General features: G+C 57.9%; 8 protein-coding genes and 1 tRNA gene. 5 read left to right on the forward strand and 4 right to left on the reverse strand.

Annotated elements, in window-relative coordinates; all coding sequences use genetic code 11:
• Positions 1–5: 5 nt before the first annotated feature.
• The 3 genes from JN414_RS02205 (at position 6) to JN414_RS02215 (ending at position 7,117) form a co-directional block, all read left to right on the forward strand.
• Entirely contained in the window at positions 6–1,439 is a 1,434-nt protein-coding gene (locus tag JN414_RS02205) for an NAD(P)-dependent oxidoreductase (RefSeq protein WP_202206498.1), read from the forward strand.
• Positions 1,436–5,956: a glutamate synthase large subunit gene (gene gltB / locus JN414_RS02210; RefSeq protein ID WP_202206499.1), complete on the forward strand. Its 4,521-nt coding sequence runs from the start codon at positions 1,436–1,438 to the stop codon at positions 5,954–5,956. Before JN414_RS02205 ends, gltB begins: the two co-directional genes overlap by 4 nt.
• Positions 5,957–6,079: 123 nt before the next feature.
• Positions 6,080–7,117: a DUF6624 domain-containing protein gene (locus JN414_RS02215; protein ID WP_202206500.1), complete on the forward strand. Its 1,038-nt coding sequence runs from the start codon at positions 6,080–6,082 to the stop codon at positions 7,115–7,117.
• 53 nt (positions 7,118–7,170) lie between these two features.
• On the opposite strand, the gene JN414_RS02220 is transcribed toward JN414_RS02215, so the two are convergent.
• Positions 7,171–7,740 (reverse strand): NADPH-dependent FMN reductase, encoded by a 570-nt coding sequence (locus JN414_RS02220; RefSeq protein ID WP_202206501.1) that lies wholly within the window; start codon positions 7,738–7,740, stop codon positions 7,171–7,173.
• Positions 7,741–7,815: 75 nt separating this feature from the next.
• On the reverse strand, positions 7,816–9,009 hold the full coding sequence (gene fdhA, locus JN414_RS02225) for a formaldehyde dehydrogenase, glutathione-independent (RefSeq protein ID WP_202206502.1): 1,194 nt from the start codon (positions 9,007–9,009) through the stop codon (positions 7,816–7,818).
• Between the two features lie 311 nt (positions 9,010–9,320).
• Here fdhA and JN414_RS02230 point away from each other — a divergent pair, with 311 nt between their 5' ends.
• Positions 9,321–10,133 carry a mechanosensitive ion channel family protein gene (locus tag JN414_RS02230; protein ID WP_202206503.1) on the forward strand — a complete coding sequence of 271 codons (813 nt, stop codon included), beginning with the start codon at positions 9,321–9,323 and terminating at the stop codon, positions 10,131–10,133.
• Positions 10,134–10,268: 135 nt separating this feature from the next.
• On the opposite strand, the gene JN414_RS02235 is transcribed toward JN414_RS02230, so the two are convergent.
• Both JN414_RS02235 and JN414_RS02240 read right to left on the reverse strand, forming a co-directional pair.
• Positions 10,269–10,345 (reverse strand) — tRNA-Arg (locus tag JN414_RS02235).
• A 62-nt stretch (positions 10,346–10,407) separates the two neighbouring features.
• The gene (locus JN414_RS02240; protein ID WP_237389833.1) at positions 10,408–11,430 is read right to left on the reverse strand and encodes an alpha/beta fold hydrolase; all 1,023 of its coding nucleotides are present in this window, start codon (positions 11,428–11,430) and stop codon (positions 10,408–10,410) included.
• 49 nt (positions 11,431–11,479) lie between these two features.
• Between JN414_RS02240 and polA the strand changes: the two genes are divergently transcribed.
• Positions 11,480–14,269, forward strand: a complete 2,790-nt coding sequence (gene polA / locus JN414_RS02245) for a DNA polymerase I (RefSeq protein ID WP_202206504.1) — start codon at positions 11,480–11,482, stop codon at positions 14,267–14,269.
• The last annotated feature ends 2 nt before the right edge of the window (positions 14,270–14,271 follow it).

Below are 14,271 nucleotides of genomic sequence, written 5' to 3' on the forward strand. Positions count from 1 at the left end.
GGCGCATGGCCGAACGGATGTTGCAGTTCGTCAATCACCCACAGATCCTTCCGGAGAAGCGTGACGCTGCCGAGCGTCGTGCAGACTTTGGAGAGATTTACCGTGGGTTTGCGATGAGCCGCGCTGAAGAGCAGGCCTCTCGCTGCTCTCAGTGTGGAATTCCGTTCTGCTCCGTGCATTGCCCGCTGGGCAACAACATCCCGGACTGGCTGAAGCTGACGGCGGAAGACCGTTTACAGGAGGCCTATGAGATGTCTTCGGCTACCAACACCTTTCCGGAGATTTGCGGCCGCATCTGCCCGCAGGATCGCCTGTGTGAAGGCAACTGCGTGATCCAGAAGGGCTTCGAGAGCGTCACGATCGGTGCTGTCGAACGCTTTATTACGGAAAATGCTTTTGAGCAGGGCTGGGTGCAGCCGCGTCTGCCGGATCGTGAACTCAAAGTCAGTGTTGGCGTCGTGGGTTCCGGCCCCGCCGGTCTTGCCTGTGCAGAGCGTCTGCGGGCACGCGGGTATGAGGTTCATGTTTATGAACGTCAGGACCGTGTGGGCGGCCTGCTGACGTACGGTATTCCGAGCTTCAAGCTGGAAAAGCATGTCGTGGCCCGTCGTCACAAGCTGCTGGAAGAGCAGGGCATCATCTTCCACCTTTCCACACCAATCGGTGCGGGTGAGGGGGAGACCTCGCTGGATGATTTACGGACGCGTCATAACGCAGTGTTCCTTGGAACGGGCGTGTATCGTTCGCGCTCCGTGGATGTTCCGGGTGCAGACCTGAACGGCGTTGTGGATGCGATTGACTTCCTGACGGCCTCGAACCGTCGCGGATATGACGAAGACCCCGGCGAAGATGCAGCGCTGCATGCCAAGGGCCGTCGTGTTGTTGTCATTGGTGGTGGTGATACGGCCATGGACTGCGTTCGGACGTCTATCCGTCAGGACGCCGAAAAGGTCACCTGTGTCTATCGTCGTGACCGTGCGAACATGCCGGGCTCTCGTCAGGAAGTTTACAACGCTGAAGAAGAAGGCGCGAACTTCGAGTGGCTGGCTGCACCGGAAGAATTCTTGGGCGAAAGCACCGTTGAAGGTGTGAAGGTGCTGAAAATGCGTCTTGGTGCACCGGATGCCACAGGCCGCCGCTCTATCGAAGGCACGGGCCAGCATTCCATTATTGAAGGCGACCTTGTGATCCGCGCGCTGGGTTTCGATCCGGAAGACCTGCCGGGCCAGTGGCAGCAGCCGGAACTTGCCGTGACGCGTTGGGGCACGCTGACGGTTCCGCCGGGCGGCTTCCAGACCAGCCTGCCGGGCGTGTTCGCTGGCGGCGATATTGTACGCGGTGCCAGCCTCGTTGTCTGGGCCATCAAGGACGGCCGTGATGCGGCTGATGCAATTCACCTTTCTCTGACCGAGACCCTGGCGCTGGAGGCCGCGGAATGACACAGAACACCGATTTCATCCGCGAATACACTGAGAACGTCGAGCGCCTGAAAGGTCTGTATGACCCGACGCAGGAGCGCGATTCCTGTGGTGTGGGCCTTGTGGCAGCTCTGGATGGCAAGCCGTCCCGCGCTGTTGTGAAGGCCGGTATCGAAGCGCTGGGCAACATCTGGCATCGTGGTGCTGTCGATGCTGATGGCAAGACGGGCGATGGCGCAGGTATCCATGTCGAAATCCCGCAGGATTTCTTCGCCGAAGCCATCCATAACAGTTCCAGCGATGACACGATCGACGGTCGCATTGCCGTTGGCATGGTGTTCCTGCCGAAGACGGATCTGGCGTCGCAGGAAGCCGGTCGTCAGATCATCGAAACCGAGGTTCTGAACTTCGGCTATGGAATTTATGGTTGGCGTCAGGTGCCGATCGACACGGCCTGCATTGGCGAGAAGGCCAACCAGACGCGCCCCGAGATCGAACAGATCATGATCCGCAATACGCTGGCTCGCTCGGAAGATGAGTTCGAGCGTGACCTGTATGTGCTGCGTCGTCGCATCGAGAAGCAGGCGACAAGCCAGCAGGTGGATCTGTATATCTGTTCGCTGTCCTGCCGCTCTGTCATCTACAAGGGCATGTTCCTTGCCGAGAACCTGACGGACTTCTTTCCGGATCTTCTGGACGAGCGCTTCGTCTCACGGTTCGCGATCTACCATCAGCGTTACTCGACCAATACGTTCCCGACCTGGAAGCTGGCCCAGCCGTTCCGCAAGGTGGCGCATAACGGCGAGATCAACACGATCTCCGGCAACACTAATTGGATGCGGTCGCACGAAACGCGCCTGTCACACGCGGCACTCGATCCTTACATGGAGGATCTGAAGCCGGTCGTGCAGGCTGCCGGCTCGGATACGGCTGCGCTGGATAACGTCTTCGAACTCATGACCTTCGGTGGCCGCAGTGCTCCGATGGCCAAGATGATGCTGATTCCAGCATCCAGCGGTGCGAACTCTGCGATTTCTCCGGCAGCTCGGGCTATGTTCCGCTACTGCAATGCGGTGATCGAACCTTGGGATGGCCCGGCCGCAGTCTGTGCGACGGATGGTCGCTGGGTCATCGCTGGGCTGGATCGTGCGGGTCTGCGTCCGCTGCGGTACTCCATCACGAATGACAACCTGCTGATCGTGGGGTCGGAAGCGGGCATGGTCCGTGTGCCGGAAGCGCGCATTCAGCGTCGCGGGCGCCTTGGTCCGGGGCAGACACTGGCGCTCGACCTCAAGGAAGGTCGCCTCTACCAGCCGGATGAACTGCTTGAAATGCTGGCCTCTCGTCAGGATTTCCAGTCCTGGGTCAAGCGCATCCGCAATATCGAGCCGATCGTGCGTGATGTGGTCGAGCCGGAAGGTATGGCTGCGGACGTGCTGCGTCGCCAGCAGATGGCCGTCAGCCTGACGCATGAAGAGCTCGAAACCATTCTTCACCCGATGGTCGAGACGGCTGCTGAAGCCCTAGGGTCCATGGGTGACGACACGCCGCTTCAGGTTCTGTCCAAGATCTACCGTGGTCTGTCGCATTATTTCCGTCAGGGCTTCAGTCAGGTTACGAACCCGCCGATCGACTCCCTGCGTGAAACGCGGGTGATGAGCCTGATCACGCGTCTGGGCAATCTGGGGAACATTCTCGACGAGCGCCCGGAACAGTGCGATCTGCTTCAGCTTCCCAGCCCGGTTCTGACGGTTGGTGAGTTTGATGAACTGCGGAAAGTCTGCGGTGAGAATGCAGCCTCGATCGACTGTACTTTCCCAGTTGGGGACGGCGAGGAAGGTCTGCGTGCGGCGATCGCGTCCATCCGCGTTCAGGCGGAGGATCATGTCCGTGGCGGTTGCACCCATCTGTTCCTGACGGATGAGAACACTGGGCCGGATCGTGTGGCCGTGCCGATGATCCTTGCGACGGCTGCCGTGCATGTTCACCTTGTGCGTCATTCCCTGCGTACGTTCACGTCCCTGAACGTGCGGACGTCCAGCGCCATCGACGTTCACGCCATTGCCGTGACGATCGGTGTTGGTGCGACGACGGTGAACCCGGCTCTGGCCCAGCACAGCATCGCGGACCGTCTGCGTCGTGGCCTGTTTGGCCAGATGACGATGCGTGAGGCGATGGAGCGTTACCGCAAAGCGGTGGATAAGGGTCTGCTCAAGATCATGTCCAAGTTCGGGATTTCCATCATCTCGGCTTACCGCGGCGGTTACAACTTTGAAGCCATTGGTCTGTCCCGTGCGTTGGTGGCTGAGTTCTTCCCAGGCATGCCGTCGCGTATTTCCGGCATTGGCCTGCCGGGTATCGCCCGCAATATCCTGAAGGCTCATGCGGCTGCATGGGATCAGAAGGTTGAAGCGCTTCCGGTCGGTGGCCGCTATAAGCTGCGCCGTCAGGGCGAGACGCATGCGTTCTCCGGCCAGCTTGTGCATATGCTGCAAAGCGCTGTTTCGGCCAACAGCTACACGCTGTATCGCCGTTACGCGGATGCCGTGCGTCAGATGCCGCCGGTCGCCCTGCGTGACCTGCTGGACTTCAAAGCTCCTCATGCACCGATCCCGGTGGACGAGGTTGAGAGCATCACGCAGATCCGTCGTCGTCTTGTCGCGCCCGGCATCTCACTGGGTGCCCTGAGCCCGGAAGCGCATGAGACGCTGGCGATTGCCATGAACCGGATTGGCGCGAAGTCTGATTCCGGTGAAGGTGGCGAGGACGCCGAGCGTTCCAAGCCGCGCCCGAACGGGGACAATGCGTCTTCCGCGATCAAGCAGGTGGCGTCTGGCCGGTTCGGTGTGACCGCGCAGTATCTGAATGACTGCCGCGAGATCGAAATCAAGATGGCCCAGGGTGCGAAGCCGGGCGAGGGCGGACAGCTTCCGGGCTTCAAGGTCACGGAGCTGATCGGTCGCCTGCGTCATGCGACGCCGGGTGTGACGCTGATCTCCCCGCCGCCGCATCATGACATCTATTCGATCGAGGATCTGGCCCAGCTCATTTACGATCTGAAGCAGGTCAACCCAACGGCAACCGTCACCGTGAAGCTGGTTGCCCGGACGGGTATCGGCACGATTGCGGCAGGTGTGGCGAAGGCGAAGGCTGATGCCATTCTGATCTCCGGTCATTCCGGCGGTACGGGTGCCAGCCCGCAGTCTTCGATCCATTATGCGGGTCTGCCGTGGGAAATGGGTCTGTCCGAAGCGCATCAGGTTCTGATGCTCAACCGTCTGCGTCATCGTTTGGTGCTGCGGACAGATGGCGGCATCAAGACGGGCCGTGACGTTGTCATGGCGGCGATGCTGGGTGCGGAAGAGTTCGGTATTGGTACGGCCGCGCTGGTCGCCATGGGCTGCATCATGGTGCGTCAGTGCCATTCCAACACCTGCCCGGTTGGCGTCTGCGTTCAGGACGAAAAGCTGCGTGCGAAGTTCGAGGGCTCCCCGGAGAAGGTCATCAACCTTTTCACGCTGATTGCTGAAGACATCCGCCATATCCTTGCCGATCTAGGCGTTCGCTCCCTGAAGGACGTCATTGGACGGACGGATATGCTGCGTCAGGTGTCCCGCGGTGCGGACTATCTGGATGATCTGGATCTGAACTCCCTGCTGGTGCAGGCCGATCCGGGTGAACATGCCCGTTACTGCACCCGCGAGGGCCGTAACGAGGTTCCGGAAACGCTGGACGCACAGATCGTGGCCGATGCGATCCCGCTGTTCGAGCGTCGTGAGAAGCTGCACCTGCACTACAACGTGCAGAACACGCATCGTGCGATCGGGACGCGTATTTCCGGTATGATCACCCGTCAGTTCGGGATGCACGAACTGCCGGAAGGCCAGCTTACGCTGTCGCTCCGTGGGTCGGCTGGTCAGTCCCTGGGTGCCTTCGCGGTGCAGGGGCTGAAGATGATCGTGGAAGGCGATTCCAACGATTACGTCGGTAAGGGGCTTTCGGGTGCGACGATCGTTGTCCGTCAGTCTCCGGCGTCCACGTGGCGTTCGGAAGAAAATGCGATCATCGGCAACACGGTTCTGTACGGCGCAACGAGTGGCAAGCTCTTTGCGGCCGGTCAGGCTGGTGAGCGTTTCGCGGTTCGTAACTCCGGTGCGACGGCTGTTGTTGAAGGCTGTGGCTCGAATGGTTGCGAGTACATGACCGGCGGTAAGGTCGTGATCCTCGGTGAAACTGGCGATAACTTCGGTGCTGGCTTTACGGGCGGCATGGCCTATGTGCTCGATCCGAAGGACCGCTTTGAATCCCGCATCAATCCGGACACGGTGATGTGGAACCGCGTGCAGCCTGGCAGCCGCTGGGACGTGGAACTGCGCACGCTGGTCGAGCAGCATGTGGAAGAAACAGGCAGCACTTACGCCGCGGACCTGCTGCATTGTTGGGAACACACGCTGGAGCAGTTCTGGCACATCGTTCCCCGCGAATATGCCAAAGTCATTGGCTATGTGCAGGAAGATTTGTCCAAGCTTTCAGCCTGAGAGTTTCAGGTCTCATGGAAAAGTCTGTACCGGAAATCCGGTGCAGGCTTTTTTTTGTTTGAAGACCTACCGTTTCCTTCTTCTAACAATATCGATATAAAAACGATATTTGTGGGGAAAATAATGAAGAGATGGAGTGTTGTTTCGGCTGCGGCTGGTCTGCTGATGACCTTCTCTCTCGCAAAAGCAGGGAGCGTTTCATTTCCTTCCGAACTTCAGTCGTATGTTCATGACGGCCATTTTGAAGTCGGGGATTTTGCGTGGATGCGCGGCGCATTTCCCGGAGCCAATGATGAACAGAAAAAGCGCTGGGAACACTTGCAGGCTTATTCTACCGCTTGCCTTAAGGAGGCTACGAAGCAGGAAACTGAGGCGCTGCTGAGAGAGGGTGAAAAGGTAAGCGTGTCTTTGGAAGAACGGCCTTATATCCCATATGCGGATGAGAAGTGTTCGGGGCTCTGGTTCTGGTCCTCCTCACCTCAGAACGTCAAGACATGGCCTGAATTCAAAACTCTTGTGACAGAAGAGAGTCCCGTAATTCGTGCTTATCTGACGGCAGTTGAAGAAACGCAAAAAGCTGAAAATCTTATTGATGTAGACGGTAAAGAGCATGAATCTGAGAGATTGCTAATTCGTGGGGTAACGGATCAGACAATTCGTCGTCCTTTGATGAATGGTCTGGATCTAACAGGGGAGGGTCATCCTGCTTCAGTTCAGGTGAATGAATTTCGTACGATGTTTCTCGCAGAGCGGATGGAAGAGATTGACCACGCCAACACCCGTTGGCTGCAGAAAATTGTAGCATCCAAGAGCTGGCCCACTCTGACACAGGCTGGTTCTGTCACCTCGAAGGCTGCGTGGTTGCTGGTGCAGCATGCTGATGACGATATTGCCTTTCAGGCCAGGGCGCTAAAGCTCATGACCCAACTGGCGAAGAAAGGCGAAGTGAACCAATCCAATTATGCCCTGCTGACAGATCGCGTATCGATTGCCCTGACAGGGCATCAAATTTATGGATCACAGATGTCCTGCACCAAAGGGCGTCTTATTCCTTTGCCCATTGAGCAGCCCACTGACGTAAACCAGCGCAGGCATGCACTTGGCATTGGAACAATCGAACAGAAAATTTCCGAGATGAAAGAAGCGGGCATTTGCCGGTGAGCGGAGGCTCGGAGGCCGAGTTTTGTCTCTGCTCATGGCGGATGTTTTAGTGATCAGAACATGAGTTTCCGTGTCAGTTTTGCAAGTGCGTCAATCTGGCCGGTCAGAAATTTGCAGGTTGGTTCGTCCGTCAGTTTCAGCGTTTCCGGATCTACTTTACCCGTCACCATGCTAATCATGACTTCAGGGCGATTGAGAACATATGCGTCCAGAAAGACCATGTTCTGCCGGAGGTTGTATTGCGCTCTGGCACCTCCGATCATGCCGGGAGAGGCCGTCTGGATGGCGAGGGGTTTTCCGCTGAAAGGTTGGGGCGATACGCGGGAGAGCCAGTCGATTGCATTTTTCAATGCGCCAGGAATGGAATAATTGTATTCCGGGGTCACGATGATGACGCCGTCTGCGGCCTGGATCTGCTCGGCCATGGCCAGAACAGGGGCCGGGAAGCCTGCGTCCTGAACATCCTGGTCATAATGGGGAAAATCCCCGATCGATCCGAGCGCGGTAATGGAAATTCCTTCGGGCGCAAGCTCCGGCAAAGCACGAGCAACTGCCGCGTTGAAGGACGCTTTGCGCAGGCTTCCGAGCAGGGTGACGAAATGCAGGGGCGTATCGTTGGGCATGGACAGGTCTCCATCGAAGTGCCGGTCATGTCATGGCCAAAAGCTAGGGCAACCATGACATGACGTCAGAGTGAGTCAGGCTGCGGTTTTCAGCATTCCGTGAGGATCGAGAACGAATTTGCGCGGCGCGCCGTTGTCGAAGTCATGGTAGCCGCGTGGTGCGTCTTCGAGTGAAATCACGGTGGCGTTGACGATATCTGCGATGGGCAGGCGCCCATGCAAAATGGCCTGCATCAGTTGCCGGTTATATCTCAGAACGGGTGTTTGCCCGGTATGGAACGACTGGCTTTTAGCCCAGCCCTGACCCAGCCGGAGTGTCAGATTGCCTTTCTGCGCCGCAGCTTCATGGGCGCCCGGATCTTCCGTCACATACAGGCCCGGAATACCGATGGCTCCGGCCGGGCGGGTGACTTCCATGGCCTGATTGAGAATGACGGCTGGCTGCTCCTTTCCGTCATATCCTTTGGCTTCAAAACCGACGGCATCAATGAAGCTGTCGACTTCCGGTGTCCCGATGACCTGTTCGATGAGGTCTCCGAGCCGGTCATGGTTCTGGAGGTTGATAGGTTCAAACCCGACCGCCTTCGCGTGGGCGAGGCGCTCAGGATTGAAATCGCCGATCATGACGACTGCGGCCCCTAGAATGCGCGCCGACGCGGCTGCGGCCATACCGACTGGCCCGGCGCCCGCGATATAGACCGTTGATCCCACACCCACCTTGGCATTGATGGCGCCATGGAAGCCGGTGGGGAGAATATCGGTCAGCATTGTGAGGTCTTTGATGCGCTCAAGTGCCTGAGCCTTGTCAGGGAAGCGCAGCAGATTGAAATCGGCATAAGGGACCATGACGTAGCGGGCCTGTCCGCCGATCCATCCGCCCATATCAACATAGCCATACGCGCCGCCTGCGCGGCTCGCATTGACTGTCAGACATACGCCCGTGTGTTGTTCCCGGCAGCATCGGCATCGGCCACAGGCGACGTTGAAGGGAACGGAGACCAGATCGCCCTTCCGAACCATCTCGACATCCGATCCGGTTTCGATGACTTCGCCGGTGATTTCGTGGCCCAGGACCAACCCCGATGGGGCGGTCGTGCGGCCTCGGACCATATGCTGGTCGGAGCCGCAGATATTGGTGGAGACGACTTTGAGAATGACGCCGTGGTCAATCTTCCGGCCATCGGGTGTTTCCATTCGGGGGTCGTCGATCCGCTGGACTTCAACATGATTAGGGCCGAGATAAACGACCCCTCTGTTTTCGTCAGACATGGCTTCTCTCCAGGTTCGGGCAGCGGCCATCCCTTGCGGCCGGGGTCGCCCGGCACGACGAAATGTTGTCGTACAGAGGCCTCAACGTTCGCCGCGTGTTCTGGAACCGTGACATAGGGCTACAGACGCGCCTCTCGCCTGAAAGTGATGGGAAACATGTCTGTTGCTTGCCGTCCTCTTTCGAGGGTGGTTTGTGAACCGGGATATAACCGACTTTTCAGGGCAGACTTGAAGCTGGCCATATAACCCCCTTAACCTGTGGTCCATCTGTAGGCACGATGGTGCCAACTGCACGATCAACCGAGGGGTTCATGGAAAATCACGTCAATACGTTATGGGGCCAGTTTTATGGCTGGCTGCCCACGCTACTGAGCTATGTCGGACAGCTTGTTCTGGCGATTATTGTGCTGCTGGTGGGCTGGTCCATCATCAACATGATCACGCGCGGCATGGGCCGCATGATGGCCGCCAGCAACATTGAGCCAACCCTGAGGGGCTTCCTGCTCAGCGTCGTCGGGCTGCTGCTGAAGGCGCTTCTGCTGATCAGCGTTGCTTCGATGGTTGGCATTGCAACGACGTCCTTCGTCGCAGTTCTGGGTGCGGCTGGCCTGGCTGTTGGCATGGCGCTTCAGGGCAGTCTTGCCAACTTTGCGGGTGGCGTGCTGATCCTGCTGTTCCGTCCGTTTAAAGTGGGGGATTCAATTACGGCCGCGGGCAATACCGGCACGGTTGTCTCGATCGAGATGTTCCGGACTGTGCTACAGGATTCCACGAATGACATCGTTTACGTGCCCAACGGAACGCTTTCGAACAATGTCGTCATCAACAGCTCCCAGTCTGAGCGACTGCTGGCATCGGTCAGCCTGCTGATTGATTATAATGACGATATTGACAAGGCTCGTGCCCTGCTTCTGGGGCTGTTTGAAAATGATGCTCTGGTTCTCAAGACGCCCGCGCCATCCGTTTCGTTTCTGCCTCGTCCGGCCAATGTCGCCGTTACGCTGGGCTTCTGGTGTGCTCCGGGCAATGTAACGCCGCTGGTTGCGAAGTATTCTGAAGCATCCATTCAGGCGCTGAAGAAAGAAGGCTTCCGTCTGGGTGTTACGGCCCGTACTGCAGCCTGATCTTGGTGCGGCCTGTCTAGGACTATGCTGGGCTGGCCGCGTTTCAGTTTTTAAGTTTACCCAATTAAAAAACGCAGCATCGTTGGTTTCCGCAAGAAAAACCAAATCAATTAAAACAGCAATTTTTGAGATTGATGGTGGACCCGACGCGATTCGAACGCGTGACCTTTGCCTTCGGAGGGCAACGCTCTATCCAGCTGAGCTACGGGTCCGTCGGGTTTCCAATAGACGGTTCAGGACAGGCTTGCCAAGCCCTTAGTAGAATTTTGTTTGTTCAAGGTTGCGCGGTGGCTTTCCAGAGGGCGGCAGCGACGTCTCCTCCGGATGGAAGGGCGTGGTCGGGCGTCAAAATCCATGAGGTGACGTCCTGTGCTGTGATTCGTTTATCGCGGCTCAGCAGATGATGGGCCGTCGGAAATTCATCTAGTCGTACTGAGTTGGGAAGGCGTTTCAACAGACGTGCGGTGTAAGGCGGAAGAACGAACTGGTCCCGACCACCGAAAATCATAAGCATGGGCGTTCTGACCCGTGGTGCGTCGTCAAAAGCTGTTGCCATGAGGTGGGTCAGGCCAAAAAGCGGATGAATGGTCGAACTATGCTGGGTCAGCGGGTCAAAATACATGCGTCGCAGAGCATGGATGTTATCGCTCGCAACGCGCTCTCCGGGGACGGCTGATCCATCCAGTTTCCAGTGGGGCGCGACTGTATCGATGCCATCCAGAACGGTCTGCCAGAGCTCACCGAGTTTCATGATGGCTGGTGCGAGAAGAATGGTTCCGGACAGTTCTGGTGGCGGGTCGGTCGCAAGGAGCAGGGCGACGGCTCCGCCCATGCTTTCGCCCATGACATAGAGAGGCACGCCGGGATAACGCCTGCGGAGCCACGTAAGCTCTTCCCGCGTGTCCTGAACCATGCGCGTCGTGCTGCTCCAGCCACCTGCGTCCTGTGTTGCGCCGAACCCGCGCTGGTCTGGTGCGACTATTTCGATACCGGCAGCGCTCAGGGGCGGTGCAAAGAATTCCCAGGCATCCCGGCTGTCTCCGAAGCCATGAAGCGCCAGAATAACGGCCTTCAAGGGGTGTGCTGCGGGATAAGTTCTTGAAGGAATGTGAGCACCATCCGCCATGCTAAGCGTCACATCCGGGGGGATGAGGGCTGTTTCTTTCGCTGTCGGATGCAGGTCGGGCATTGGCCGGTGCGTGCAGGCACCGAGAAGCAGCGTGCAGGCCGCAAAGCAGGCCAAGGTGCAGGAAAGACGCCACAGGCGGTTTGAAACGGATGGGAATGAGCCTATCATCGCGAAGATTTTAGAACGTCCGGCCCTTCCGGGCGAGAAGGAGATATTCGTGCCGTCTGAAACGCCTCATCTGGTTCTGGTTGACGGGTCTGGGTTCATTTTCCGTGCATTCCATGCCCTCCCGCCTATGAGCAGCCCGGATGGTGTGCCGGTCAATGCGGTTTACGGCTTCACGAATATGCTGACACGGCTGCTGCGCGATCATGTCGGCACGCATCTGGCCGTTATTTTTGATGCTGGTCGTCACACGTTCCGTAATGAAATTTACCCGCAATACAAGGCGCATCGTCCGGAGCCGCCAGAAGACCTGCGCCCGCAGTTTGGTCTGATCCGGGATGCGACAGCGGCATTCAATGTGCCGTCGATTGAACTGGCTGGCTGGGAAGCGGATGATCTGATCGCCAGTTATGCCAAGGCTGTAGTGGCGCAGGGTGGGCGTTGCACGATCATCTCATCGGACAAGGATCTGATGCAGTTGATCTGCCCTGGTGTCGAACTGATGGACCCGATGAAGCAGAAGCCGATTCGGGAAGCTGAGGTTGAGGCCAAGTTCGGTGTGCGGCCAGATCAGGTTGTCGATGTTCAGGCCCTGATGGGGGACTCTACTGATAACGTGCCGGGTGTGCCGGGCATTGGTGCGAAGGGCGCGGCCCAGCTCATTAATGAATATGGCACGCTGGAAAAGGTTCTGGATGCTGCGGAGGGCATGAAGGCCTCCAAGCGCCGCCAGAACCTGATTGAATTTGCGGATGCCGCCCGGATGTCTCGCAAGCTGGTTCTGCTGGCCGACGATGTGCCGTTGCCTCAGCCGATTGAGGAACTGGGGTGCCGCGAGCCGGTTCAGGAAACGCTCCGGGACTGGCTCGACACGATGGGCTTCCATTCCACGATCCAGCGTATGGGTTTGGGGTTGGCGGCAAAGCCAAGGCCCACGCCTCGTCCCAAGGCAGCGCCAGCGGAGGGTGAGGCGCCGACAGTGACGCTCTCTGAAGCGTCTTATGGACCGTATGAAACGGTTACAGATTTCGAGACGCTGGATCGGTGGATTGCCGAGGCGCGAACGGCTGGGGTTGTCGCCGTTGATACGGAGACGGATAGCCTCAATGCGCGTCAGGCCAATATGGTCGGGCTGTCGCTCTCTGTTGCGCCGGGCAAGGCCTGTTATGTGCCGTTCCTGCATGAAGGCAAGCGGGATCTGTTGCAGGATGGGCGGGACGATCAGCCGATCGATCAGCAGCTTGATCGTGCTGCAACGCTGGAGCGTCTTGCCCCGCTGATGCGGGATGCGTCTGTCCTGAAGATCTTCCAGAACGCCAAATATGATCTGACGGTGTTCCGCAAAGCTGGTCTGCCTGAAATAACGCCGATCGACGATACGATGCTCATTTCCTATGCACAGTCTGCGGGAGAGCACGGGCAGGGCATGGATGAGCTGTCGCAGCTTCACCTTGGCCATACGCCGATCACGTATGATTCCGTAACGGGAACGGGGCGTAAGCGCATTCCGTTCGCTGAAGTGCCGCTGGATCAGGCGACGGCTTATGCAGCGGAAGATGCCGATGTCACGCTGCGGTTGTGGCAGGTTCTGCGTCCTCAGTTACGTCTTCGTCAGTCACTGGCTCTGTATGAGGAAATCGAGCGGCCTCTGATTGAAGTTCTGACGGATATGGAAGACGTCGGGATCAAGGTGGATGCCGTCGAACTGCGGCGTATGTCGGCCGATTTTGAAACGCGTATGGCAGTGATAGAGAAGGATATTCACGAGCAGGTTGGGCGCAGTTTCAATGTTGGTTCTCCCAAGCAGCTTGGTGAGATCCTGTTCGATGAAATGGAGCTTCCGGGTGGGAAGCGGACCAAAAGCGGCTCTTGGGGGACGGATTCCTCTGTCCTTGAGGGACTGGCGGAGCAGGGGCATGACCTGCCGCAGAAAATCCTGTCATGGCGTCAGTTAGCCAAGCTGAAATCCACGTATGCCGATGCGCTGGTTGAGCAGATGGACCAGGGAACGCAGCGCGTTCACACGTCCTTCCAGATGGCCATTACGACCACTGGGCGTCTGTCTTCCAATGAGCCGAACCTTCAGAACATCCCGATCCGGACGGAAGAAGGCGCGCTGATCCGTAAGGCTTTCGTGGCAGCTCCGGGGCATGTTCTGGTGTCTGCGGATTACAGCCAGATCGAACTGCGACTTCTGGCCCATGTGGCGAAGATCGAGCCTTTGCTGGAGGCGTTCCATCTGGGGCAGGACATTCATGCCCGCACGGCCTCCGAAGTGTTTGGTATTCCCATTGAAGGCATGGACCCTTTGACCCGTCGTCGGGCCAAGGCCATCAACTTCGGCATTATTTACGGGATTTCAGCTTTCGGTCTGGGGCGTCAACTTCAGATTTCGCCGGGTGAAGCACGTTCTTATATTGATGCGTATTTTGCCCGCTATCCCGGTATTCGCGCCTACATGGAGCGCACCAAGGAAGAGGCGAAGGAACATGGCTACGTTCTGACGCCGCTTGGTCGTCGCTGTTATGTGCCGGGAATCAAGGACAAGAACGGCGCTCGTCGATCTTATGCTGAGCGTCAGGCGATCAATGCGCCGCTTCAGGGCGGTGCCGCTGACATTATCAAACGCGCCATGGTGCGTCTGGCGAGAAAGCTGCCTGAGACGGGCCTGAAAGCGCAGATGCTGCTTCAGGTGCATGACGAACTGCTCTTCGAAGTTCAGGAGCAGGATGCGCAGGCATTGGCGGATTTCGTCCGTCAGGAAATGGGAAGTGCTGCCAAGCTGGATGTGGCACTTGAAGTTGAAACCGGTATTGGCCCGAGTTGGGCTGACGCACACTGAGA

Source organism: Gluconobacter sp. Gdi, from assembly GCF_014132155.1.
GTDB lineage: Bacteria > Pseudomonadota > Alphaproteobacteria > Acetobacterales > Acetobacteraceae > Gluconobacter.